Origin of the sequence: Lysinibacillus sp. FJAT-14222, assembly GCF_001278875.1 — a bacterium.
Taxonomy (GTDB): Bacteria; Bacillota; Bacilli; order Bacillales_A; family Planococcaceae; genus Lysinibacillus; species Lysinibacillus agricola.
Window position 1 is genome coordinate 51,141 of record NZ_LIYL01000053.1, and the last position, 26,339, is coordinate 77,479.

22 protein-coding genes and 1 other annotated feature are annotated in these 26,339 nt (G+C 37.4%); of the genes, 10 read left to right on the forward strand and 12 right to left on the reverse strand.

Annotated elements, in window-relative coordinates; translation table 11 throughout:
- The first annotated feature begins 3 nt into the window (after positions 1 to 3).
- The 4 genes from AN161_RS22845 to AN161_RS22860 all read left to right on the forward strand — a co-directional run bounded on the left by AN161_RS22845 (position 4) and on the right by AN161_RS22860 (position 3,766).
- Positions 4 to 831 (forward strand): carbohydrate ABC transporter permease, encoded by an 828-nt coding sequence (locus tag AN161_RS22845; protein WP_053596613.1) that lies wholly within the window; start codon positions 4 to 6, stop codon positions 829 to 831.
- Positions 818 to 1,816, forward strand: a complete 999-nt coding sequence (locus AN161_RS22850; RefSeq protein WP_053596614.1) for a BadF/BadG/BcrA/BcrD ATPase family protein — start codon at positions 818 to 820, stop codon at positions 1,814 to 1,816. Before AN161_RS22845 ends, AN161_RS22850 begins: the two co-directional genes overlap by 14 nt.
- Before the next feature lie 21 nt (positions 1,817 to 1,837).
- Positions 1,838 to 2,743, forward strand: coding sequence for an N-acetylmuramic acid 6-phosphate etherase (gene murQ / locus AN161_RS22855; RefSeq protein WP_053596615.1), 906 nt, complete (start codon positions 1,838 to 1,840; stop codon positions 2,741 to 2,743).
- A gap of 150 nt (positions 2,744 to 2,893) precedes the next feature.
- Positions 2,894 to 3,766, forward strand: coding sequence for a MurR/RpiR family transcriptional regulator (locus AN161_RS22860; RefSeq protein WP_053596616.1), 873 nt, complete (start codon positions 2,894 to 2,896; stop codon positions 3,764 to 3,766).
- Positions 3,767 to 3,848: 82 nt separating this feature from the next.
- On the opposite strand, the gene ugpC is transcribed toward AN161_RS22860, so the two are convergent.
- The 4 genes from ugpC to AN161_RS22880 form a co-directional block, all read right to left on the reverse strand.
- Positions 3,849 to 4,931 (reverse strand): sn-glycerol-3-phosphate ABC transporter ATP-binding protein UgpC, encoded by a 1,083-nt coding sequence (gene ugpC, locus AN161_RS22865; protein ID WP_053596617.1) that lies wholly within the window; start codon positions 4,929 to 4,931, stop codon positions 3,849 to 3,851.
- Between the two features lie 104 nt (positions 4,932 to 5,035).
- Positions 5,036 to 5,893, reverse strand: a complete 858-nt coding sequence (locus tag AN161_RS22870) for a helix-turn-helix domain-containing protein (protein WP_053596618.1) — start codon at positions 5,891 to 5,893, stop codon at positions 5,036 to 5,038.
- 372 nt (positions 5,894 to 6,265) lie between these two features.
- Positions 6,266 to 6,496, reverse strand: coding sequence for a hypothetical protein (locus tag AN161_RS22875; RefSeq protein ID WP_143115041.1), 231 nt, complete (start codon positions 6,494 to 6,496; stop codon positions 6,266 to 6,268).
- A 257-nt stretch (positions 6,497 to 6,753) separates the two neighbouring features.
- Positions 6,754 to 8,940, reverse strand: coding sequence for an MMPL family transporter (locus tag AN161_RS22880; RefSeq protein WP_053596620.1), 2,187 nt, complete (start codon positions 8,938 to 8,940; stop codon positions 6,754 to 6,756).
- A gap of 128 nt (positions 8,941 to 9,068) precedes the next feature.
- On the opposite strand from AN161_RS22880, the gene AN161_RS22885 reads away from it, so the two are divergent.
- From AN161_RS22885 to hxlA, 4 genes are all read left to right on the forward strand, one after another.
- Positions 9,069 to 9,686 (forward strand): TetR/AcrR family transcriptional regulator, encoded by a 618-nt coding sequence (locus tag AN161_RS22885; RefSeq protein WP_053596621.1) that lies wholly within the window; start codon positions 9,069 to 9,071, stop codon positions 9,684 to 9,686.
- A gap of 584 nt (positions 9,687 to 10,270) precedes the next feature.
- Positions 10,271 to 10,699: a DUF1641 domain-containing protein gene (locus AN161_RS22895; RefSeq protein WP_053596623.1), complete on the forward strand. Its 429-nt coding sequence runs from the start codon at positions 10,271 to 10,273 to the stop codon at positions 10,697 to 10,699.
- A 50-nt stretch (positions 10,700 to 10,749) separates the two neighbouring features.
- Positions 10,750 to 11,934, forward strand: a complete 1,185-nt coding sequence (locus AN161_RS22900) for an NAD(P)/FAD-dependent oxidoreductase (RefSeq protein ID WP_053596624.1) — start codon at positions 10,750 to 10,752, stop codon at positions 11,932 to 11,934.
- Between the two features lie 111 nt (positions 11,935 to 12,045).
- On the forward strand, positions 12,046 to 12,690 hold the full coding sequence (gene hxlA / locus AN161_RS22905; protein WP_241774632.1) for a 3-hexulose-6-phosphate synthase: 645 nt from the start codon (positions 12,046 to 12,048) through the stop codon (positions 12,688 to 12,690).
- Positions 12,691 to 12,934: 244 nt separating this feature from the next.
- On the opposite strand, the gene AN161_RS22910 is transcribed toward hxlA, so the two are convergent.
- Both AN161_RS22910 and AN161_RS22915 read right to left on the reverse strand, forming a co-directional pair.
- Positions 12,935 to 14,599, reverse strand: a complete 1,665-nt coding sequence (locus tag AN161_RS22910; RefSeq protein ID WP_053596625.1) for a M20/M25/M40 family metallo-hydrolase — start codon at positions 14,597 to 14,599, stop codon at positions 12,935 to 12,937.
- Positions 14,556 to 15,914, reverse strand: coding sequence for a sodium:alanine symporter family protein (locus AN161_RS22915; RefSeq protein ID WP_053596635.1), 1,359 nt, complete (start codon positions 15,912 to 15,914; stop codon positions 14,556 to 14,558). The genes AN161_RS22910 and AN161_RS22915 overlap by 44 nt, the downstream gene beginning before the upstream one ends.
- 259 nt (positions 15,915 to 16,173) lie before the next feature.
- Here AN161_RS22915 and AN161_RS22920 point away from each other — a divergent pair, with 259 nt between their 5' ends.
- Entirely contained in the window at positions 16,174 to 16,902 is a 729-nt protein-coding gene (locus AN161_RS22920) for an IclR family transcriptional regulator (RefSeq protein WP_053596626.1), read from the forward strand.
- A 64-nt stretch (positions 16,903 to 16,966) separates the two neighbouring features.
- On the opposite strand, the gene AN161_RS22925 is transcribed toward AN161_RS22920, so the two are convergent.
- From AN161_RS22925 to AN161_RS22950, 6 genes are all read right to left on the reverse strand, one after another.
- On the reverse strand, positions 16,967 to 18,214 hold the full coding sequence (locus AN161_RS22925) for an MFS transporter (protein ID WP_198926930.1): 1,248 nt from the start codon (positions 18,212 to 18,214) through the stop codon (positions 16,967 to 16,969).
- 66 nt (positions 18,215 to 18,280) lie between these two features.
- Positions 18,281 to 18,545 (reverse strand) — a binding site (T-box leader).
- A gap of 167 nt (positions 18,546 to 18,712) precedes the next feature.
- Positions 18,713 to 19,894, reverse strand: a complete 1,182-nt coding sequence (locus tag AN161_RS22930) for an iron-containing alcohol dehydrogenase (protein WP_053596627.1) — start codon at positions 19,892 to 19,894, stop codon at positions 18,713 to 18,715.
- A 14-nt stretch (positions 19,895 to 19,908) separates the two neighbouring features.
- The gene (locus AN161_RS22935) at positions 19,909 to 21,330 is read right to left on the reverse strand and encodes an aldehyde dehydrogenase family protein (protein WP_053596628.1); all 1,422 of its coding nucleotides are present in this window, start codon (positions 21,328 to 21,330) and stop codon (positions 19,909 to 19,911) included.
- Between the two features lie 17 nt (positions 21,331 to 21,347).
- Positions 21,348 to 22,733, reverse strand: a complete 1,386-nt coding sequence (locus AN161_RS22940) for a hypothetical protein (protein WP_053596629.1) — start codon at positions 22,731 to 22,733, stop codon at positions 21,348 to 21,350.
- Positions 22,734 to 22,959: 226 nt separating this feature from the next.
- Entirely contained in the window at positions 22,960 to 23,952 is a 993-nt protein-coding gene (locus AN161_RS22945) for a LacI family DNA-binding transcriptional regulator (protein WP_053596630.1), read from the reverse strand.
- A gap of 247 nt (positions 23,953 to 24,199) precedes the next feature.
- Complete coding sequence (locus tag AN161_RS22950; RefSeq protein ID WP_053596631.1) at positions 24,200 to 24,817, reverse strand: hypothetical protein; 618 nt, start codon at positions 24,815 to 24,817, stop codon at positions 24,200 to 24,202.
- Positions 24,818 to 24,881: 64 nt separating this feature from the next.
- On the opposite strand from AN161_RS22950, the gene AN161_RS22955 reads away from it, so the two are divergent.
- A complete protein-coding gene (locus AN161_RS22955) occupies positions 24,882 to 25,850 on the forward strand; it encodes a zinc-binding dehydrogenase (protein WP_053596632.1) in 969 nt (322 codons plus the stop codon).
- The last annotated feature ends 489 nt before the right edge of the window (positions 25,851 to 26,339 follow it).

Sequence of the window (26,339 nt, forward strand, 5' to 3'; positions counted from 1 at the left end):
TAAATGAAGCAAAGCACAATTTGGGCTCGACCGTTTTACTATATTGTTGTATTTGCAGTGGCGACAATAAGCTTATATCCTATTTTATTAATGATTTTATCGTCATTTAAGACGAGTGTGGATATTTACAAAAATCCTTTGGGGTTACCAACCAGCTTTAGCTTAGATACTTACCATACGTTATTGTCGAAAATTCCGTTTACAACTTATTTTATGAACAGTGCCTTTGTCAGTATTGTTTCTGTTGTATTAATAATCGTTGTTTGTTCATTGGCATCTTTTTATATTGCGCGTTTTAAATTTTCATGGAATCAAGCGCTATTTTTTATTTTCCTATTAGGGATGATGATTCCGATTAAACTTGGGATTGTACCTCTTTTCATTTTAATGCGTGATTTAGGACTTATTAATTCCTTGTGGTCACTAATATTGATGAATACTGCGACAGGAATTCCGCTGACGATGCTAATATTAACAGGTTTCTTTAAAACGATGCCCTATGAACTAGAGGAGGCTGCACGTATTGATGGAGCGGGGAATTTAAGGGTGCTCTGGTATGTAGTATTACCGTTAATGAGACCAGCACTTGGGACTGTGGTCATCATTAATTTTATTGCCGCTTGGAATGATTTTTTCTTCCCGCTTATCTTCATTACAGATAAGATGAAGCGTACAATTCCAGTTGGAATGATGTCTCTTTTCGGGGAACATTCGGCTGATTGGGGTTCGCTTTTCGCTGGTTTAACACTTGCATCATTGCCGATGATACTTTTATTCTTTATTGCTTCTAAGCAATTTATGGAGGGGCTGACGGCGGGTGCTATTAAATAAACAATACATTATTGGTGTAGATGGTGGTGGGACTAAAACCCGTGCAGTTATAGGTACAAAAAACGGTGAAGTACTTGCTGCCGTTGAAGGAACAGGAGCAAATATAAAATCGACTCCACCAGAAGAAGTACGACAGCAAATGATGAAATTACTAACGCGGTTACTCCAAAAAGTTGGGGCAACGGGAAATGATGTTTCAACTATCTTTTTATGTATGGCAGGTGGGGATCGTCAGGAGGACTTAGCACGCTGGCATAAATGGATGGAATTATTTTTCACAGCTGAATCCTGCAAGGTGTATGTTACAAATGATGCGGTAGCGGCACTTACTAGCGGTACATTTGCACATGAAGGGCTTGTCCTTATTGCAGGAACTGGTTCTATTGTATATTGTGTTCAAAAAAATAATCGTGTTAGCCGTGTAGGTGGATGGGGTTATTTGTTTGGAGATGAAGGTAGTGGCTACTATATTGGGCAAGAGGCATTACGTGTTATTGCACAGCATTTCGATGCATTTGGTAGAGATGGAGATATGTTTACAGAAGTGATCTTAAAGCAACTAGAGCTAAAAGATCCAACTGAAATAATTACGCTAGTTTATGAGCATGTTCAGCCGCGTGTGTTGATTGCTTCCATTGTACAAACCGTGTTACAGCTGGCTGAACAAAATAATAAAACAGCGAAGATTATTATAGAACGTGCCAGTAATTACTTAGCCCAATTACTGCTAACGATGTTTCAGAAAGAGCCACAAGTCAAAAGCTTCCCTATTGTCACTTGCGGCGGTTTATTTGAAAGTAGTTATTTTGCTAATTGTTTTCAAGAAAAACTGCAGCAAGCAGCTATTAACAATCGACTCATTCAACCCGAAGTACCACCTGTTATCGGTGCATTTGTAAAGGGACTTATTAGTGAGGGTGTTTTAATCACGAAGTCATTACAGCAAATTGTTAAGGAAACTTGGATGAGCAACTATAAGAAATAAAATAGGAGGGATTTGACTTTGATGGAACGAATGACAAAACTGACGACAGAAGACTATCATCCTGATTCAGAAAATTTAGATTTAATGTCAATTGCTGAAATTGTACAGCTTATGAATGAAGATGATTTAAAAATACCGCAAGCCATTGCAAAGGTACTACCTGAAATTGAACAAGCGATTGAGGCAGTCATTCATGCGCTGAAAAATGGAGGGAGATTATTTTATGTAGGTGCAGGGACAAGTGGTCGTATAGGTTTATTAGATGCAGTGGAATGTCCACCAACATTCAGTACTCCGCCAAAGCTCGTGCAAGCTTTATTAGCGGGTGGTTCAGACGCAGTAATGGTCGCCATAGAAGGTGCGGAGGATAACTGTACGCTAGGGAAAGTCGAGTTAAAGAAACAGCAGCTAAGTGCACAGGACGTTGTTATAGGGATTGCAGCAAGTGGTAGGACCCCCTTTGTAAAGGGAGCGTTAGTTTATGCACAACAGATAGGGGCACAAACAATAAGTTTAGCCAGCAATCCGCAATCTGTCATTAGCGCCTATGCAGATATTGCAATAGAGGTCATTACTGGCCCAGAAATCTTAACGGGTTCCACGAGGCTAAAGGCTGCGACTGCTCATAAACAAATACTAAATATGATTACGACAACATCGATGGTTAAGCTTGGAAAGGTCTATAAAAATTTAATGGTGGATGTCCATGCAAGTAATTTTAAATTACGTGAGCGTGCTAAAAAGATTGTCTGTGAGGCAACAGGTGTATCCTATGAAAAGGCGGAAAACATTTTAGAGCAGACTAATTTTCAAGTGAAGCTTGCCATTGTAATGTTACTTACGAAGACGACTTTAAATGAAGCGGAGAGATTATTAGCACAATCAGAGGGGCATGTGCGTACGGCAGTGGAGTTAAAGAAGGATTGACGGAAGGGGTGAGTGGAAATGCTTCCATTCACTTTTTCAGCAGGTGTCTAAACACCTGCTGAAAGAAGTGAAAGCCTCCGGCGGATGTCACGGAACCAGAAAGGAGTTCTAGTTACAATACATACATAATAGAGTGCGGAGTTGATTGGAATGGAAAAAATAAGTGCGGGATTGATTATGCTTGCAGAAATGCGGGAGAAGTTACCGCCATCCGAAAAGAAGGTGGCATCCTATATTTTAGAGCATCCATCAAAGGCAATTAAAATGACAGCTGTTGAATTAGGAGAGGCGAGTCATACGAGTAGTGCGGCTGTTATTCGTTTGTGCAAATCTTTAAATATCAGTGGTGTTCAGGAGTTAAAGTTACGTATTGCTGGTGATTTGCAACGAGAAAAAACAGATGATCGCGATATTGAGCCGAATGAGCCGTTACGGTCCATTGTAGAAAAGGTGACAATGCAAAGTAGTCAAATTTTGAGCCAGACAGCGGACTTGATTGATACGGTAGAGCTGAATCGTGCGGTATCAGCATTATCAAAGGCCAACAGAATTTTCTTTTTTGGTGTCGGGGCATCTGGTATTACAGCAATGGATGCAGATCAGAAATTTTTGCGTATTAATAAGAATAGTAAGGCGTTCATGGATTTACATTTAGGAGCTACAGCAGTTGTTAACGCAGAAGAGGGGGATGTGGTAGTAGGTATTTCATTTTCTGGCGAAACTCATGAAGTTGCTAAAATCCTTGAAATTGCCCGTGAAACACCTGCAACAACAATTAGCTTGACTCGCTATGGTAGTTCACTCGTGTCAAGCTTAGCGGATATTTGTTTATACACGTCACCGAATGTAGAAGCGACATTTAGAAGCGGGGCAACATCCTCGCGTCTTGCACAGCTCCATGTAATTGACATTTTATTTATGTGCGTAGCAACGAGCGACTATGAGCAAACAATTGATTATCTGGATGCCACACGTACTGCAATTCAAGGGCTGCATAAGAAGGTCAATACGCGAAAGAAATAATGCAAGAAAAGAACTCAGGCGATACGATGACTTGTCGTATCGCCTGAGTTCTTCTTTATAATCCATGAGTGGGCGTAATTTACTAAATACGTTCTTCTGTTTGGGGATCGAAGAAATGGATCTTTTCTTCTTTCATGGCTAATGTCACCACATCGGCTGGTTGTAAATTGCTATCAGCATGAACACGTGCAATAAATGTTTGGTTGGCTAATGAAGAGTACAGGAAGGTTTCTGCACCGAGCAACTCAGCAACGTCTACTGTCGCACGGAAAATGTACGGAGAATCGGCTGCTGTAATTTGCAAATCTTCTGGACGAATACCTAGTACAATATCTTTGCCTAAATAATTTTTTTCTTTCAATACCCTTAAATATGTTGGAGGAATAGGGAAGCTATGCTCACCAAGTATTACAGTTGTTTCAGTTAGACGTCCTTGGAAAAGATTCATAGAAGGCGATCCAATGAAGTCTGCAACGAACATATTATGCGGGGTATCATAAACTTCCTTTGGTGCTCCAGTTTGCTGAATAAGACCATCCTTCATAACTACGAGACGAGTCGCCATAGTCATTGCTTCAGTTTGGTCATGTGTGACGTATATGGTTGTTGTTTGAATACGTTGATGGAGCTTCTGAATTTCAGCACGCATTTGTACACGTAGCTTGGCATCTAAATTGGAGAGTGGCTCATCCATTAAAAAAACTTTAGCTTCACGCACGATAGCACGACCGAGAGCTACTCGCTGACGTTGTCCACCTGATAACGCTTTGGGCTTCCGTTTTAAGTAATCTTCTAAGCCTAATATTTTTGCTGCCTCTCTCACACGTCGATCAATTTCCTTTTTATCAACCTTCCGAAGCTTTAAACTAAATGCCATATTATCATAGACAGTCATATGTGGATATAATGCATAGCTCTGGAACACCATAGCAATGCTACGATCTTTTGACTCCACATCATTCATTCGTACATCATCGATATAAAATTCACCTTTTGAAATATCCTCTAAGCCCGCAATCATACGCAATGTCGTTGTTTTCCCGCAGCCAGATGGACCGACAAAAACGATAAATTCCTTATCGTGAATATGCAAATTAAAATCAGTTACAGCCTGAACATTTTTATCGTAGATCTTATATATATGTTCTAATCTTAATTCCGCCATACACTACACCCCTTTGTAAGTCATACATTCATTATAAATAACTTCATAGTGTAGACCTAGGTAAACAGTGCACAATATTTATGTTGTAAATTGGGCAGTATGATTTACATGGACTCTAAAAAGGAGATAGCAAGAAACACTTCAAGCCGATGTTCAAATTGCCGAATATCCTTTTGAGTAAGCTGTTGAAATTTCTCCAGACGGTTTTGGAGTGTATTCCGGTGCATAAACATCTTTTTAGCAGCAAGTGATATATTTCCCTCGTATTTAATCAATTGCTTTATAGTTTGTACTAAATCATGCTGTGAGGTCGCTTCTTTTAAAACAGAGGATATAAAAATATTTTTCTCCTGTACGCCGAGTTGCAATGATAAGTACGGCACTAATAGCTCTTGTTGTGTAAGCACATGCTTAGTTGTATAAGACCAAAGTGATTGCTGTATATCAACGAACCAGTTAAAGTGTTTTTTTGTAAAAGTGATGTCTGGCATAACATCAGAAACGAATATCTTAAAGCTGGTCTCTAAATCCTCCAGTAAAAGATCGAGATAATGAGAAAAATTAAGTAAATCATCTTCTTCAATACATTCAATGATCGCAAATAATTGAGGATTTAGTGATATGAGTATAATGCCTTTTCCAAGTAATGCTTCAAAGGCTGTCCGAAGTAAATTAGGAGCAGTAAATGCTTTGTCAAAATGAAGAAATAGTATGCGATGTTTATGAATTGCTGTTGGAGCTTCACTTGTTTGATCTGTTAAATAATCAAGCCAAGCCGTATCATAATCATTTGGCAGTGTGATCGGTCCAGAAAAGATACGCAATAGCTCTAGCTCACTTTGTGTAATAGTGTGTTTTGGAATTTCAAAAAGCTGATCGTCAAAATTAAATAAATAGCCTTCTGTCTCGCCTGAAAAGGGTCTTAATAATGGAAAACGTTGCTGTAATTTTTGATAGTTCATGAATGCCACATCCTTTGTTAATAGTCGGAATAGAAATCCACAACGAATCATGCAATTTTGTTTTCAGTATATTATCGTTGGAACGTTATAGCAATACCCATTGCCATAGGGTATCGAAATGGTGTTGAGTATGAATAGAAATATTGTGAGAGGACAAGCAAAAGCACGGTATTTAGCGGTTAGGGACGAATGAAAAAATCATCACCACCTTATCGCTATAACACCATGCTTTGCTTAAATACTATTTATCCCGCATTAACGGGCAGTAAGACATCTGCGCTATGATTTCATCAAAATCTATGAGCCTCTTTTAATGGAATCTTGGCTTCATCATCTTTACGTGCTAACATCGCTTCTTGCATGTGCTCTTCATCAATAGCATTCAATAGTTCTAAGCTCTCTGAAAAAATCTAAGTTAGCAATAACAGCTTTACCTTTTTGCTGCGCACTTTGTACAACGTAGAAGTCATTAGCGCCATGTTCATATGTTTCTAAAATCTCATTTAAACGATTGCCTCGTTTGATATTGGTAATGACGAAAACATTGTTCTTGATGAAATCTAAATCAACAGAATGACCAACTGATTTCTCTTTATCCATCATTTCTGTCACCATCCTTTACAACGCCTTTACTCTATATACTATGATAAACTGTGTAATTAATTGTACATATCATAGCGCGTTTAAAGGGTATGTAGAATAGAGTAATCATGACATCATCATTTTATACATTTAAGATTTATCGATAAATGAGGGGATTTAGGTGATAAATCGTTATCAGTTAACGATAAACTTGAAAAGTTGGTCGATAAATTAAAAAATATAGGTGATAAATTCTTTTAAGTGTTCAGCCTTTAAATTTATTCATCTTTTTTAAATAATGCACCTGGCCAGAACGCATATTTACCTAAAATAGTTGTAATAGCAGGCACTAGTAAAGGACGTACAATGAATGTATCAAGAAGTACACCAATTGCAGTAACAACACCAAATTGGACAAGTACTTGAATAGGTAATGTAGCTAGGACAGCAAATGTTCCAGCTAGAATAAGACCAGCAGATGTAATAACACTTCCTGTTCGTACGACACCTTCCTCAACCGCTGTTAAGTGATCTTTTGTTCTACGTTTCTTCCAAATTTCCGAAATCATAAAGATATTATAATCTTCCCCGAGTGCTACTAAAAATACAAACGCATATAGTGGGATTGCTCCTGAAATGGCCTCTGCTCCCATTACATGGTGTAAAATAAGCCATCCTGCACCCAGTGCCCCGAAATAAGAAATAATAACCGTTGCTAATAAATAAACAGTCGCTGTTAATGAACGCAGATAAATAAATAATAGTAAAGCAATTAAAGCAATCATTGTCGGCATAATAACCGTTTCATCACGTACAGTTATTTGTTGTGTATCATATTGACTGGCTGTCTCACCACCGATCCAGATATGACTTTCTGCATTTTTTACACCTTCAGCTTCAAGCACTTTTGCAACCTCTGCCTTAAGCTCTGGAATATGAGCTAACGATTCCTTAGCATAAGGATTTGCATTTAAAAAAAGTTCGTACAATTGAATGTCATTATTTTTCTTTCCGATTTGGACATCTACAACACTATCGATATAAGAGATTTCCGTTAATGGCTGCCGCAAATTAATATCTGTTCCCTCTGTGTCAATGACAAGCTGTACAGGTGCTAGTTCTCCAGGTGAGAAATTTTCTTCTATTAAAGTAAAGCCTTCACGTGATGGCATATCCTCAGGGAATGACGATAATAAGTCAAAAGTATACTGAATACGTGGTACGAATGCTACTAATCCACCTAGTAACAGTAAAGTTACAACAATGACAATCCATGGTTTATGCGTCACGAAGCGCCCAATTTTATGGCTGATTTTATGTGTTGGTTTGTGCTGTTTTTTACCCTTCTTATGAGCCATTTCCTCTGTTCGAGGTATGAATGGGAAGAAGGCGACGCGACCTATCATGACAAGAATTGCTGGAAGAACAACAAGTGCTGCAATTCCCATCACGAGTACGCCAAAGCTAAATGGAACTGCAAAGCGTTGGAATGCACCATAATGGGCAAGACTAAGAGTAGCTAGACCGATGACAACCGTTAAGGCACTCATCATAATTGCACCGCCAGATTCCTTTATAGCAAGCTTCATGGCAGTAGTCTTATCCTCAATATCAAATAATATCTCTCGGTACTTTGATATTAAAAATAAACAATAGTCTGTACCTGCACCAAAGAGTAATACAGTCATAATAGAGACGGCCTGCGAATCCTTATCTATCCATCCATGATCGGCCATGAAGCCGAGCGTTGGACTTATGACACCATAGGCAAGAACAACAACGATTAATGGAATAATAGCTAATAATGGTGAACGATAAATAATAATTAGTAATACTAAAACAAGGAGCACTGTTGCAATTAATAATTTCACATCAGCCTGAGAGAATAAACTGACAGCATCCGTAGCGATACCAACTGGTCCGGAATAACGCACATGAAGATCGCCACTAGCTAAGTTTTTATCTAGTTGGACATTATACGTATCCATTGTTTTTGTTAATGTTTTTAAACTTTCCCGCAATGCATCAGTAGCAACACCTTTTTCAAAGAAAACAGGCGTCACGATAGTCGTGCCGTTTTCAGAAGCAGATGCTACGAAGGCTTGTGGCGGCATTTTATCATAAGGTGGAATAAGAGTTTGGTTTTCTAAAGGTTTAGCTTTAAGCTCTCCGTAAATCTTTTGGATGGCTACGAAATCGTCGGTAGTTAGCCCACTTTCTCGATGCCAAACGAGTAATAATGGTGTGCCTGCTTCATTCGGAAATTGTTCTGCAATAATAGCCGCTGCTTGCTGAGACATTTCGCTCTCGGGTAAATTTTTACCAGATTCACTCTTGATACTATTAATCTGTGGCCAAGCAAAAGAGAGTACAACCACAAGTAAAACCCAAAAAACAAGGGCTAATAAACGACCCTTTTTACTTGCTACCATTGAGCCCCATTGCTCAAGTGGATGTTTTTTCATGGTAGGACCTCCGTTTCATGTAAGTAATTTTAATTATATATACTGGAAGGTTAATTAATCAATCAAATAAGAAATCTGAACATGTTATACTATCACTAAGAAGCATACTTATTAAGGAGGAAAACTTGTTGAAACAATCACCACGTGTTTTAGGAAGACCTCGCAATGACATCAATGCAAAACCCACAAAAGCTGTTGTTTTAGAAACTGCAACAAAGCTTTTTATAAAAGAGGGCTACAAAAACATTTCGATGGATGATGTAGCGAAAGCTTGCAATGTGACAAAAGCGACTATTTATTACTATTACCCTACTAAAGGGGAGCTATATACATCAGCACTAATTGAAATGATGAACAAAATAAGACAAGCTATTATACGAATTTTAGAACAGTCTAAACCTTTTAAAGAAAGGCTAGAGGAGCTTGTTGAAGTACATTTATCTGCAACCGTAGCTATTGACATGAAAAATTTTATGCGTGAAGCAACTATGAATTTATCCGAATCACAAATCTTAAAAGTTCATGCATCAGAAAATGAACTGTATAAAACGATCCAGCAAGCGATGCAAATTGAAATGGAAAAAGGGACGATTCACCAAGGAAACGCAGAATTTTTTGCACATACTTTTTTGTCTCTAATGACAGTGGGGTATTTTAAAGATGGAGAAGGGAATAGGTTATTTCAAACAGAAGCCATCGCTGCAAAAGAGATTGTAGATTTCTTCTGGAAATCTGTTGGAAAATAAATTCCTTCATTATATATAAAACATACTTATTAATAAAAACTTTTATGCTTGAATCCGACTTTAAAAGCTGTTGAAGATGAAGTAAGTATTATACGAACGATGGAGGGGAAGTTTAAATACAGAACGAACCCGGCTTAACAGTAAACAAGAGAGCAAGAGCAATTATTATTAAAGATCAAATATTTTGCAGAGACAATTTAAAAATTCAAGGTTGGAAATATTGTATTTTTTTACAGTAAGGACAAAAAGCAAGCGTAAATACAATATATAATTGACAAAATCAATGAATTTTGAAAAGATTGTCGAAATTGTGATTTAGCTCATTGAAATAATGTGCAAACAGTCTTATAATGGAGTTTGTAATGCACCAAGACAAGATAAGGATGGAATTATAATGCACTTTTTGCAAAATAAAGTTAACATTGTAATAACAAGTCATACGAATTGTTATCCAGCCCTTGAGACTGGTGAATGTGTAGATATACGCGCTGTAACGACTGTTAAGAAGTGCCTTAATGGTCTTTTTTACATGGAAGCAATAAAAAATTAAAAATAGTAATAGTGATGGCAAAGGAGAGTTCAAAATGTCAGAAACGAATAACCAAACACAGTCTGAACAATTAACTGTTAGTCAAGAACAATTGGATGTGCTAGATCAATTATTAAAGCCTGAGGTTCAGGAATCACTTACAACTTTAGTTGAACAATTACCAAAGTTAACTGAAATGATGACGTTATTAACAAAGTCATATGACTTTGCTCAAGCAGTTGCAACTGACGAAGTGCTTAAAAATGATACTGTTGGTGCTGTAACAGAAATGGCAGGTCCTGTAGTAGGCTCAGCTAAAAACCTTGCAGCTACTGCAATTGAAGCGAAAGATCGTGCTTCTGAAAGCCAAGAAGTAGTTGGTTTATTCGGTCTTGTGAAAATGTTAAAAGACCCACAAGTTCAAAGTGTTTTCCGTTTTGTTAATGCTTTCTTACAAGTAAACGCTGAACGTAAAGCTAAATAAGACTCGACTCGAGATATATTCAATTCGTAAGGACGGAGGATTAATTAATCATGTCAAAAGAAATCGTCATCTTAGGTGCTGGTTACGCTGGCGTTTTAACTGCATTAACAGCACGTAAGTATCTATCAGCTGATGAAGCTAAAATTACTGTAGTAAACCAATTCCCAACACACCAAATTATCACTGAACTTCACCGTTTAGCTGGAGGTACTATTGCTGAAGGTGCTGTTGCTTTACCACTTAAAAAAATCTTTAAAGGTTTAGATATCGATTTACAAATCGCTAAAGTAACAAAATTCAACGTAGACACTAAAAAAGTTGACCTAGATACTGGTTATACTTTAAATTACGATACTTTAGTAGTATCTTTAGGTAGCCAAACTGGATTCTTCGGTATCCCTGGATTAGAAGAAAACTCAATGGTACTTAAATCAGTGAACGATGCAAATAAAATTAACAAACACATCGAAGACCGTATTAAAGCATATGCACAAACAAAAGACGAAGCAGATGCGACAATCGTTATCGGTGGTGGCGGTTTAACAGGTGTTGAGCTTGTTGGTGAAATCGTGGACAACTTCCCGAAAATCGCAGCAAAACACGGTGTTAACTTTGCTGATCTAAAAATCAAACTTGTTGAAGCTGGTCCGAAAATCTTACCAGTACTTCCAGATGCACTTATCCAACGTGCTACTGAAAGCTTAACAAAACGTGGAGTTGAATTTATTACTGGCACTCCTGTTACGGGCGTTGATGGTAATGTCATCTCTCTTAAAGATCGTGAACCAATCATTGCCAACACACTTGTTTGGACAGGTGGGGTAGCTCCACTTCCACTAGTAGGTGAGTCTGGTCTAGCTGCAGACCGTGGCAAAGCAACAATTAACGAGTTCTTACAATCTACATCTCATGATGATGTATTTGTAATTGGTGACGCATCTGTTGCATTACCGGGCGACGGTGGACGTCCACTATACGCTCCAACTGCTCAAGTTGCATGGCAAATGGGTGAGTTCGCTGGCTACAACTTATTCGCACAATACAAAAACCAAGAGATGAAATCATTCTCAGCAATTAACTCTGGTACACTTGCAAGCTTAGGTCGCAAAGACGCTGTTGCGACTATTGGTGCTAGCAACACAGAACTTAAAGGCCTTCCAGCAACACTTATGAAAGAAGCGTCTAACATTCGCTATCTTACACACATTAAAGCGCTATTCGGCTTAGCATACTAAAAATAATACACCCTTATAACTGATCTTTTTAACAGTTGTAAGGGTGTTTTGTATTGTAACAGGTATCACTGTACCTGTTGACGGCGGTTTCATGGCGTATTCAGGTGTATAATGAATAATATTAAAATTCAGCTGGCATTAGATCGAATGGCGATAGAAGATTGTATTCAATTAGTGGAGACAACGGAAAAGTACATTCAGTGGATCGAAGTTGGTACAGGTGTCATAAAAGAATATGGCATGGCTGCTGTACGTGAGTTGAGTACACGTTTTCAAGGAAAGACAATTGTAGCGGATATGAAAACATGTGATGCTGGGAAACATGAAAGTATGCAGGCTTTCGAATCAGGTGCTACTATAACGACTGTTATGGGATTTGCTCCGAATGCGACAATCAAGCAATGCCTGGAAGTCGCTACTGAATACGGTGGAGAAGTTATGATTGATTTACTTGGCGTAGAAACAGCAAATCGGGTGAAGAAGATTTATGAACTAGGTGCGAGGCTTTTCTGTCTTCATGTTGGAAAAGATATGCAACAAAACGGCGAGCTAGTATCATCATCTTTATTTAAGTTAGTAGAAGGTTTAGAGGGTATTCGAATTGCAGCTGCAGGTGGAATAACTGAAAAAACAGTTTCAGATCTTCTTGTAGCAGGGGTGGAAATTCTTATTGTTGGTAGCTTTATTACTGGAAGTACTGAACCAGAGGCTAATGCCAAACTCTTTTCGGATGTAATTAAAGAAACGATCATTTAGCTTTGAATGAAAAATTGTATTTTTGAAGTTAGGTTATTAAAAAGCTTATAGTGCCAAATCCTTATGCACAACTGCGTGGATTAGAGAGTTTACGTTTCGATTGTATACTTTTATTAGACTGTCAGGTGAAATTGCAACTGTCTACAAATCGCGCTGTTTAATTATGCTACTTGCATTAGCATCCTAATATTTTAAGGGCATGAATCAATAGTGATATTGAAATCATGCCCTTTTGATAATTATATTAATGACGATGAACTTTGAATAATTCCCTCGTTGTTTTACGGATTAATCCTGGGAGAATGCCAAATGAATAAGGTTTATAAACTCTTTCTGTCCATTTATGCCCGTCTTTCCCGTAAACGCCCATAGTAACAGAAGGGATGTTTAATGCTTTTATTTTTTCAAAAGGTACAGGATAAAGTGCTTCCCATTCTGGAAAATTATCAAGCAACTCATATAACTCTTTTTCAGTGGCATGGATAGATAAGAAACTACCATCCGCTAAATAAGGGAAAAATCGTTTTACTTTAAACTGTTCACCAGTCTCATTTGCAACCTCAGCGACAACTTCTGTAATCGTTTGTTTTAATATTCTATCTTGCTCTTTATTATCTTTTAAATAATTGTGAGGCAAGAAAGGGGGAGCGAAAAATAAAATTACACGAGGTCTATGCTCCGGATCTGCTTTTTGAAGTGCATTCACTATCGCAAACGACTGTTGACGAGATTCCTTACCAACGTTTTTTTCTAAAGCTTCTTTAATAATGAAATCTGTATTGACGCCTCTTTCATTTAAATACGAAATAAATTCATGGTAAGTAACAACTTCTATATTCCATGCTAGATGATGCTTCGGTACTTTTGAGAACTCAACATATCTTTCATATTGTTTTTGTAAATATTTTTCTGCTTCTAAACTAGCTTGTTGCGCTATAGCTTTAAGTTTATCGATTACTTGATTTGGTGTTTCTTTATATAAAAAGTAATTAAAGTAGATATGACTTGTAGAAGCAGTTTGAACAGTATATGTTTCCTTTGTATCACGTTGATATAAGCAAGTAGGGGGGAGAATGGTTTCTCCTTCAATTTGCTCAGTCAATTCAAAGTTATTGTGAATACGTTCAGTAATTTTAGCTGCAATATAATTCGGATCGATACCGCTTAAAGTATCTCCTACATGAACTTCACGACCATAAATATGGAAAGAAGGGAGAAGCTTACCTGCTACACCTGTATAAATGTAACGATGTGGATCATTTCCATATAAAGGTGTTGTAAAGTCGGTATTTATAGCCATTAAAAAATCTAATTTTTCTTCTATTTTTAACCGGTTAAGTTCATCTAAAGCATCAATAATGCCGTCATGCTCAGACTCTTCTCCACCATTTAAAATAAGTAATAAGTTCCCTTCTAATTCTTCAAGATGATTGGAGAAATAAAGAGTATTAGCAATATGCACAGCAGCGCCGCTTTTCATATCAACAGCACCTCGTCCAAACATCCAGTCACCACTTAATGCATCATTTTGTACATCTGCATTGCCTTCATAAGTTTTAAAAAACGCCTCAAGCTGCTTTGCTGAAAAAGCATATTCCTTTAAGTTACCATAGTCTTCTATATCCACTGTATCAAGGTGTGAGTGATAGATAATTGTCTTTTTTGTTTTTTTTGGGCTTTGGACAAATGCAAAAAGGTTTTTGCGACCAATCGGATCATTTTTCACTCTAGTTGTCCAAAGAAGTGAAGGATTTTTTTGATAGTATGGGAAAGTTTGCATCTGATCATAAACAAAATCGATAATTTCCCCTTCACCCGCTGTCCCATTAATGCTATTAATATTTACTAAATCAATCGTTAGCTTTTCAATTTGCATTTCGATTGGTAATTGTCTCAGTTGTTGATTCATGAATAGTACCCCTTTTTTGTTCTACTAAATATCTTTTAAAATAATCATTGGTTATCATTTTTACTTCTTTGCTTAAGCATAAAATTGCAATCATATTAGGAATAACAACAAGCGCTAATAATAGGTCTAAGAATTTCCAAATGAATTGTAAGCCACCAATTGAACCGACGATAATAGCACCTAAATATACAAAGCGCATAAATAAAGAAAACTTGCTACCAAATAAAAACTCGGCTTGTTTTTCGCCATAAAATGCAATAACAAGAACGGTAGTAATTACAAGAACAAAGAGTGTAATGGATACAAATATACCTGCAAATTCCTTTCCGAAAACAGGAGTAAACGCTTTTGTTACCATTAATGCAGCATTTTCTGCACTTATTTCCTTCCAAGCACCAGAGACGAGAACGGCCAGTGCTGTCATTGTTGATACGATCATCGTGTCTACAATAACTTCAAATGCACCCCAGAAACCTTGTTTCGCCGGATGGACATTTTGGGCAGTCGAATGTGCGATTGGTGCAGTACCCATACCAGCCTCGTTAGAATATAGCCCCCTTGCTAATCCCCAACGAATTGCCTGAGCGACTCCTGCTCCAGCAAAACCACCGACAGCTGAGATAGGTTGCAATGCTGATGTGAAAATTAAACTAATCATTGCCGGAATTTCCTTGTAGTAGTACACAAGAATAATTGTTATCCCAATAATATAGAAAGTCACCATAAACGGTACTAATTTTTCAGTCATTCGACTGATAGATTTAATACCGCCATAAACGCCAAGATATACGATAATAATCATGGCAATACCTACAGCAATAGCTGGAATCGAAAATGATCCTGAAATAGACTTAGCAATCGAGTTTGTTTGAACCATTATACTTGCACCGATTTCAAGCATTAAGGCAAAAGCAAAGAATATGGCAACTTTATTCCATTTTAAGCCATTTTTCATGTAATACATTGGACCACCAACATATTCTCCCTGATCATTCTTTTCTCTATATTTCATTCCGAGAACAACTTCGGAATACTTAGTAGCTATACCAAAAATTGCTACAACCCACATCCAAAAAATAGCACCTGGTCCTCCAAATGCAATAGCTACAGGAACACCAACTAAATTTGCCGCACCGAGTGTGGATGCGAGCGCACTGGTAGTAGCTTGAAAGGGAGTGACAGTGCCTTCACCTTCATTGTTTTTCCGAAAAAGCTTCCCGAATGTTTCACTGAGTATATGAGGTAGCTTTATAAACTGAAAAAATCCTAAACGTATTGTGAAAAAAATACCCCCAAAAACTAGAATAGACATCATTGGTATACCCCAAAGAAAATCTGTAATCTTTGTAATAAAATCCAAGTGTAATTCCTCCCCTTACCTTTGTTTAAAACGCTTACAAGTTTTATATTCCACTATGCGAAATTTAATCCGTATAGTGGAATATAATTTATCATATAAGAAAAGTAATAAATCGTCAATTTAAAAAATTCGGACTCTTTTTATGAATTAATTGGACGGTATAGCTATTTAAATAGATAAAAATTCGTTAAAATGAATTGAAGGAGGAATAGCAATGATTCAGTCAATTGAGAGAGCGATGATGATAATAAATGTGCTAGCAGAGCATCCTAAGCGATTCTTTTCAGTTCAAGAAATTTTTAGTGAGACAGAGCTGCCAACTAGTACTATTTATCGATTGTTATATACATTAGAAACTTTTGATTTAGTGGAAAGAAATGAAGAAAAAAAAGAATTTCGATTAGGCTATACATGGCTACAACTTGGAATGAAAATGTACCATGACACTAACATTAGAGAAAAAGCACATCCGTTATTAGAAGAGCTTGCTTATAATGTTCGTGAAACAACATATTTAAACATTCCAAAACAGTTTACTTCTATTATCATTGATCGAGTAGATAGCCCTAAGAATGTTCGCATTATAGATATGATTGGTGAGAAGATTCCTTATCCTATTGGAGCAGCGAATAAAGTCTTACTTGCTTTTTCAAAGAAGGGAATACAAACTCAATTTCTTGAAAAAATAGATGAGCAAGATAGGGAAGAGCTAATTGAGCAGCTTTATCATATTAAAGAAAAAGGGTACTCAATAAGCTATGGTGAAAAAACGAAGGGAACTGTGTCAGTTGCAGCACCAGTTTTTGATTTGGACGGGGAACCGATAGCAGCGATTAGTGCAGAGTGCTTCGAATATGATACAGATGTTGAAAAACTAGATAGTATAGCTAAACAAGTAACACAAACAGCACATCTTCTTTCTCATGAACTAGGGCATACGTAAATAGGTCTTTCCAGCTTTGGGAAAAGACCTATTTTTGTTTGCCTTTTGAAAAGCTGTATCAATTCTAGTCAGTAAGCTTAGAAATATTTCTATAAAATCGGGCCTTTGAAGGTCGAACATTAAAAATTAGCAGTATAGTTGCTACTACAAACATGATGATGGCTGCAAATACAACAACATATCGAATAGATATAAATTCAGCCGTAATTCCAAAGATGGCAGTCATGATAATAATGAACAAGGCTTCTACAAAACCATAGATACTTCCTATTCTCCCCATGCTATCGACAGGAATATTGTTTTGATAAAAAGTATAGAAGCCCGTATTGGCAAAGGCTGTCGCGAAGGACAAAATAAAGCATCCTGAAGAAGCTATAAGAAACGTATAAGAAGAAGTGAAAGTTAAATAACCTAATGCTGTTAGTAACGAACCCATTCCTATAAGCCAAGCGGTGGGGATTTTTTCAACGATTGCTGTATTCAGTAAAGAACCAACCAATATACCAGCACCTGCTATGCTCACTAAAACACCGTATTCACCTTCGGATAATGAAAGTATTTGAGTAGCAAAGGCAGCCTCTAAAGAATCCGTCGCGGTCATCATGACAAGCATCGCACTAAATAAAAAATAGATCATCATAATGTACGGATTTTTAAGGCTAAATCTTATAACAAGCTTCCAATCATTGAATAATACCTTGTAGGAAATTTTCTCATCTGCTTTACTAGCCAGCTGTTGATTGGCTTCAACATTAGGCATACCTAATGTAATACAGGCTGATAAAAATAAAGCAATGGCATTCAAGTAAATTGCCATAGTAGGCGTTCCAATCGTAAACAGCAGTCCTGCAATGGCTGGACCGGTTATGAATGCACCAGAATCAAGTAGGCTACGAAGCGAGTTAAAACGTTTTCTTTGTTCAATTGGTATCAATTTCGTAATGTAGGTCATGGAAGTCGGATGATACATAGAGCTAGCTATTGTAATAACAAAGACCAAGAAATAAATCCAAGTTAAAGTAGAAAAGAAAGGTAGTATGACAATTAGTAAAGATTGAAAGATATTGAGCACAATCATGAGATATTTTTTATTTAAACGATCTATCAAACTACCGGACCAAAAATTGGCGAAAAGTGTAGATGACGCTCTAACGATATATAAGCCAGATACAGCTAGAGCTGATCCTGTGAGATTTAAGACAATAAGATTTAAAGTTATAAAATATATCCAGCTTCCAACGCTGGAAACGCCAATACTAAACAATAATATAGCCGGATAACGCCACGCTTCTATTAATTTATTCATGCTCATATAAATTCCTCCTTGTAGTCATTACAAGTAACTAAACAAAAAAATCCCACCCCCAAGACGATTTGTCTTAGGGACGAGATTGTGGAATTTATATTCACGCGGTGCCACCCTAGTTTACTATTATGTCACCATAATAGCCTTTTCAGTACGGCATAAACACTTATGCGTATACTGTTACTCTGTAACGGGAGTTCCCGTCGCACCATCATTCAACTAGAAATCCAATGCGCTACTCAGAGGCTTGTTTCAATAATTCGTTCTTACTCGTTTTCAGCAACCCGAGCTCTCTGGGAAGAACAGCCTTATTTACTCTTCTCTTCAATGTATTTTTGATAGTGTAGCATAATTATTCTTTGCAGAAAAGTCTTTTTTCTGTTTATTTCGAAAGTTTGGTCAAAGCTTTTTTTCTAAGCGATATTCTTTTTACGATCGTATAAGCCAAATAGGGACTACCCTAAGTGTTTGAGTCACTTTTAGGGCAATCCCTTGAATAAAAGCTTATTTAGTAGGCTCAACGATGATGCCATCATAAGCTGCTTTATAAATAGTGTATATATCCGCTTTTGAAAGTGGCATCGGACTTCGAGCCAAAATACGTCGTTGCTCGATACCATCGTTTGTTAAACCTTCTAATGCTTCTTTTGGAATATTAAACCCTTTGAGGGAAGAAGGTATATTTACATCTTCAACAAGACGTTTTAATTCTGCTACACATTTATAGGATGCCTCTTCTTGTGAAAGGTTTGTAGAGCTAAACCCCATGGCATCATATATGTCCTTCATTCGTTTTTCACAGCTTTGACGAATATATCCCATTACATAAGGTAGTAATACGGCATTAGAGTCCCCATGTGCCAGGTGGAATTGACCACCTAAAGGATAGGCTAGTGCATGTACACCTGCGACACCTGCATTGAAGAACGCTAAACCAGCGAGGTAGCTACCATAGCTCATGTCAATACGCGCCTGTTTATCATCACCATGTGCAACAGCTGTACGAATAGAATTACTAATAAGACGGATGGCCTGTAATGCTAAAGCGTCTGAAACAGGGCTAGCATTTTTTGAAATATAAGCCTCTACGGCATGAGTAAGGGCATCGACTCCAGTAGCTGCGGTTACTTTTGGTGGCAGAGAGATTGTCAATGCAGGATCGACAATTGCCACATCTGCAAGGAGATTGTCATGTGTTACAACGTCCTTTGTCGTCTCTAACGACAGCACAGAGATATTAGTGATTTCTGAGCCAGTTCCTGAGGTTGTAGGAATTAACACAGTTGGCAGTCCTTTTTCTGTAATTTGAAGAGTACCAGTTAGATTTAGGTAATCTGCAACATTCCCTTTATGTGTAGCAAGGACTCCAGCTAATTTCGCTAAGTCTAGTGCGCTTCCTCCGCCGACACCAATGACCATATCAAATTGATTGTCACGAGTATAGGCTACTAATTTTTCTCCAATAGCTAATGGGGGCTCTGGTACAACATCTGTATAAATCTCTGTTTTATATCCTGCTTGTTGTAAAGGATTAACAACCTGATTAGTTAAACCAATATCCTTTAAAAAAGGGTCTGTAACGATTAAGATTTTTTCGGCATTGAAGCGTTTTATTTCTTCTAATAAATGAGATAATGCACCCCAGCCTGTATAGCTAATAGGGGCAAAGGTAATTTTTTCAGACATAGTTGTCCAACTCCTTATTGTTGATTCCAGACGACAAGTTTAGTTTCTGTCATTTCGTGAATTGCATATTTTAAGCCTTCCTTACCTGTACCGCTTTGCTTAACACCACCATAGGGCATTTGATCAACGCGATAGGTAGGAATGTCATTAATGATAACTCCACCAACCTCTAGCTGCTTTGAAGCGGTAAACGCAGTTTGAATATCCTTAGTAAAAATACCTGCTTGTAAGCCAAAATTAGAATCGTTTATAGCTAAAATACCTTCTTCAATAGAAGCGATGCGATTTACAATAACAATAGGTGCGAATACTTCCTGACAGGAAACCTTTAAGTTTGATGCAACATTCGTTAAAATAGTCGGCATAAATACGCCGTTCTCAATTTGACCGCCTGTCACAATCTCAGCGCCATTTTGAACAGCCTCCTGTACCCAATTTAAAGCCCGTTCTTGTTCGTTTGGATGAATCATGGCAGAAATATCTGTATTTTGTTCGAGCGGGTCGCCTATGATTAATTCCTTCGTAAGAGCAGAGAACTTGTCGATAAATTCATCAAACAATTCATCTACAACATATGCTCTTTGTAAGGAAATACATACTTGACCTTGATTTGAAAATGCACCCATTACACACTTTGGAACGATGTCGTTTAAATCGACATTGCGATCAATAATGAGTCCTGCATTTGACCCAAGCTCTAAGGCAACTTTTTTCAAGCCCGCTTTTTCACGAATGCCTATTCCAACTGAGGGGCTACCCGTAAAAGTAATCATTTTTATTTTACTGCTCTCTACAAGGGCATCACCGACTATTTTTCCGCTACCAGTTACAACAGTAAAGGCTCCTTTAGGCAAGGCAGTTTGGTCAATAAGTTCAGCTAAAAAAAGAGCAGAGAGTGGTGTTTGTGAGGCAGGCTTTAACACAATTGTATTTCCCGATGCAATCGCTGGTCCTACTTTATGAGCTACTAAATTTTGCGGGAAGTTAAATGGAGTGATCGCTCCAATTACACCTAATGGCTGTTCAATTGTATAACCAAAGCGACCAGCCCCATTTCTTGCAGCATCCATCGGAATCATCTCACCTGTTAGGCGTTTAGCTTCTTCAGCAGCGAATTTATATGTTTCAATTGTGCGATCTATTTCATTTAATGCATATTTCAAAGGTTTGGCTGCTTCGAGAGAAATGATACTAGCTGCCTTTGTACGATTTTCTATCAAGAGCTGCGCAAGCTGTTCTAAAATAGAAGCTCGTTCAAAGGCTGTTAAGGCAGCCATTTTAGCATTTGCAAAATAGGCTGCATCGATTGCCTCTTGTACTTCTTCGCGTGAAGCCTGTGGTATTTCTGCAATAAGCTCCTTTGTATAAGGAGAGTGGAGATCTGCAAACTTATTAGCAGTTTTCCATTCACCATTTACATATAATTGTTTTTTCATCTAATCATCCTTTCAAATTAGACTTCCTTTACTGTCTTTGGTTGATCTTTTGTAAATGTTTTATCTACTTCGCCTTTGAAAAAGTCTTTGCCATAAATCAATAAACATAATACTATTCCTACTGCGAATGCCCATGCAGCCCCTTTAATACAAAGAACAGCTGCAATAATTCCGGCAATTCCTAAATCTGTTTGGCTACGCGCCTCTAAAATACCCACTTTTACACTTACATACCCTTGAATTAATAAAGTTAAAGCTAGAGCAACACCTAATATCGGTTCTACTAAGCTGACGATTGGTAATAGTAATAAACCAGTGTTTGTTCCCCAACGGAAAGAGCCAATACCACCAAAGAAAGAATCCATCGCCTTGCGCCCTTTTTTATAGCGCTCAATCATTACTACTTGCATAGCTGACCATGTTGGACCGCACATCGTTACATCTGGACCGAGAATACTCATAAAAGAATTACGCATACCAAAAATTAAATGTGCTCGACTTGGACTATAACTTAACTTTTCATCTGGACGAGCAGCAGCGCCATCGTCTACTAGTACTTTATTTTGTAATACATCACCAAATAAAACGATATAGGCTGCCAATACGGTAGGGAGACCGCTAATAAACATCATTAGTGGCGGTAGACCTAAGCCAAAGATTGTGTATTCATTCCAAAGTGTTATAAAGTCAGGTGAAGAAAAACCGAACTCAATAGTTGGCCATGGAGCCTCGCCAAATAAAGGTGCTACAATAACTGCGATAATGATTACAGGGAAAATTCCTAGCTTAGCAACGGTTGACCAAAACGCGTTTCTTTTATGAAAAACAGCAAAATGCTTTGAAAATAATAAATAGAAGCCAATGCCAATTGCTATAGAGATTGTCCATGGAAACGTTTCAAAGCGTCCGCCGACTTGGAAGACAGAAATAACAGCCGCAAGTCCAGCACCGAGAATAATTCCTGATTTCATAGCTGCTGGGATAAGCCGTACTACACGCTCTGCTAATCCAGTGGCACCAAGAAAAATGGAAAGTAACCCGAGTGTCATCTGAAAGGCTATAAGAGCATGGACTCGCTCAGGACCTTCAGGGAATTGTTGACAATACAAAGTGATTAACGGAATAGCTGGAGTGATCCAACCAGGAACCGCTGGATCTCCTAATAGATGATGTGTTAAATAAAATAACCCGTTTAGTACAATAATGGCTAATGCAACCTCAAAAGGCATACCTAAAAGAGATGTTAATAATGGAATCGCCGATAAATCTACGGCACACATTAGTAATCCTTGCACATAATCTGGCCACTCAAAACGATAGTGAATAAAAGGCAAGCGAATTTTAAAAGGACCCGCTGGAATATAAGGTGATTCCTCGCCATATTCGCGATTTTTCCATTTCATAGAATATTTCTCCTCCTAAATGTGATAATTAACCCCTTTATTAAAAGCAAATGAAATGTAAGAAAACCTCCTTAAGAATATAATGAATACGTAACCATTTCGGCTCAAAAAATTTTGATGCGCCACACTTATAATGAATGCGTAACCATTTAAGTAATAAAAAAATGATATGGTTACGTATTCATTTAGTAATAAAATATAAAACAAACTCTATTAAAAGTTTGTTTTATATTTTCCGAGTAGTGCTTCTATCAAACACTTTAACAGACTCCGTAATTTTTACGCAACTATTTTTTTTATTTTCAATCATTTCAATTAATTTTTTAATAGCTAGAAATCCTAAATTTTGTTCTGAAATACTACCTACTGTTGTTAACTGTATGGCCCCATGCTGACTTAATTCAACATTATCGATACCAATGATGCTCAGTTCATTAGGAATCGAAATATTACTACGCATTGCGTCATCCAATAAATTAAGAGCTAATGAGTCAGCGCCAGCGCATATAGCGGTAGGGGGATGAGGGGTTTCTGTTAATGTTTGAAAAGCCTGTGAAATGCTTACTTTGGAAGTATCAGTATTAAATATATATGAATCTTTAATTTCGATTTTCGCATCTTGTAGTGCCTGCATAAAACCTAGGAATCTATTATTAAACGTACTTACTGTTAAAGGTCCACCGACCCATGCAAGTTGTTTATGTCCAAGTTCAATAATGTGCTTGGCTGCTAAATATCCTGCTTCAAAATTATCAATTTCTACAAAGTATTCATTATTTTTATGTTTACGGTTATATGTGATAAACGGAATATTCATACGCTTTAATTGCTCAAAGAAGGGGTCATCGATTAAAATACACGATAATACAATTCCATCTACTTTGTGCTCTATAGCAGTTGCATAAGCCTCTGAAAGATTTTTATCATTTACAAATTGTACATTTACACGGTAACCCATATCATTTGCATAATTCACAATAGCCGTAGTCGTATCAACAAAGAATGGATTGTGTAGTGGACCCGAAAGTAATACGATGGTGCCAGTTTTATTTTGAACAAGTGATCGTGCATGAGCATTAGGAATATAGTTAAGCTCATCAATAGCTTTCATTACTTTATCGAGAGTAGGCTTTTTCACCAAATGAGGTGTATTTAAAACGCGAGAAACAGTTGTTTGAGAGACACCTGCATATTTTGCAACATCTTTCGATGAAACCAATAAAATTCCTCCTTCTTACAAATGACTACGTATACATTTAACTATACAGTGAATAACGCTCAGTGACCATGCTTAAATGAGTAATAGAAGATAAAGAAAGCAAGTAGGGGTTCAATATTTTTTTTGATTTTATAAAGTCTATCGTTAAAGTGTTCCGATAAATGTGAGAAACATTCCGATAAGCTTTGAAATTGTTCCGATAAATTCAAAAATTATACCGATAAATCGTGAAAAGGTTCCGACATTTTTATTGAAGATAAGCTTTAAGCCCTGTTAATAGTGACTGACAAATGATGACTGACTCTACTGTATGATTTGTTATTTCAAGAGAATGATCAGCGTTTTCTACAATAGCAAGCTTATGTGAAGAAAGTTGTTCTAATCTTTCTTTAGAGTAGTGAGGGTCAGCTGTACCGATTGCTAGAAATGCCTGCTTCACAAGCAAATTTTTCATAACATGATCAAGTGACAGCAGCGGTGTTAAAAGCACATAGTGAGAAGGGACAGGTGAAGACTGTTGCATATAAAAATCTATGATAGGCAATGTCCCAAGTGATTTACCTATGTATACAGCTTTTGTATAAGATTTTGTACTTAAAATATATTCTACGATAGGATTTGCTGCATTAAAAACTGTTTCTGAAATAGCTTCTGGCTCCTGTCCGAATTGCTGCGGATCAAATGCATAGCATACCTGTACCACATCATAGCCAAGCTCTAGCATCAGTGCAGTGGAATAATAAAGAAGAGGTTTTTCATAGGTATAGCCTGTGCCAGAGAACATAAAACACACTTTGTCGCTAGTGCTATCAAAGTAATTGTATGCAATGCCATTATGTTGTTCTTTTCTTGGTTTGATTTTCATGGAAATACACCCATTTCTTTAATATTTATTCTATAATCTTACTATAACAAGGAGGATGAAATTTATGAAGGCTGTTATCATCAATGAGTTTGGAACTTCTGATGTTTTAAAGTACGTGGAATGCCCAAAGCCCACTATTTCGGCAGGGGAAGTATTACTACGCACGACATATACGAGTGTGAATTTTGCCGATATTAAAAACAGAACAGGAAATAAAGCAAAAGCGATTTTTCCGATGATACTTGGTTTAGATGTCGCTGGTGTAGTTGAAGAGTTTTTTGATGAGAACAGTGATTTTAAAAGGGGGGACCAAGTTATTGCATTCCCGAAAAATGGAGCCTATGCAGAATATGTGGTGGCGAAAGAGCAGCTCGTCTTTAAAATTCCAAATGATGTTCCTTTGGAAAAGGTAGCTGCTGTGCCAACGGTTTCATTTCTATCCTATCTTTTGACACATCAAATAGCTCCAATTAGTACAAATGATAGCGTATTAATTCATGCTGCATCTGGTGGGGTTGGGACAATGCTTATTCAAATGGCGAAGAAGCTAGGTGCCCAAAAAATTATTGGCACGGTTAGTGATATGAAAAAGGCGAAAATTGCCTATGAGCTAGGCGCACATCATGTACTGACATATGATAATTTTAGTGCTCAAGTCAATGAACATACAGATGGTCATGGTGTTAACATTATTTTTGACTCAATTGCAGGAAATATTACGGAAGAGAGCTTTAACTGTTTAGCTCCGTACGGTACGCTAGTGCAATTTGGAAATAGTGGTGGCAAAGCCGGAAATATAAAAACATCTGATTTACATAGTAGCTGTCGCAATGTGAAAGGCTTTAGCTTAGGAACGACTCGAGCTTCTAAGCCAGAAATGCTACAACAAGTTGCGCAGGAGATGTTTACTTTATTGAAGGATGAAAGCTTCCAAGTACCAATTGCTAATATTTTTAAATTAGAGGACATGCAGAAAGCCCATGAATTAATGGAAAGTCGCCAGCATCAAGGGAAAATTTTAATTAAAATATAAATAATCAAACCCTGTATAGATACACGCTATACAGGGTTTTGCTTTAGTTCTTGTAACAAAAAAACAACGTCGTTGAGTAGAAGGGCAAAATCAAGCCCCCTCCAGCAAATCCAGCAGGTGCTTGGGAAAAGAAAAGGCAAGTGCACTACTTGAAAAAATCCATCTTATTGATTCAACCACCATTTCTTTTTGTTTCAGCCAGTATCAGTGAATGAAGTAACAACGAATGTGGACAACTGTTTTGATTGGCTGCATTACTATCCAAATGTTAGGGGTTTAATAATTAAATCTTTAGAGAACAGGGAAGAACGATCAACTATTATGCAGGCTGTAAATAAAGGGAATCTTGGCGAGTACCTTGAAAATGTCGTAGTAGATATCAATATTGAGAAACGATGAAAAGATGACGCCAATGAACTGCGCCCCAATTGTTAGACACATCTAACAATTGGAGGTGCAGTTTTTTATGGTTAAATATACTGCAGAAAA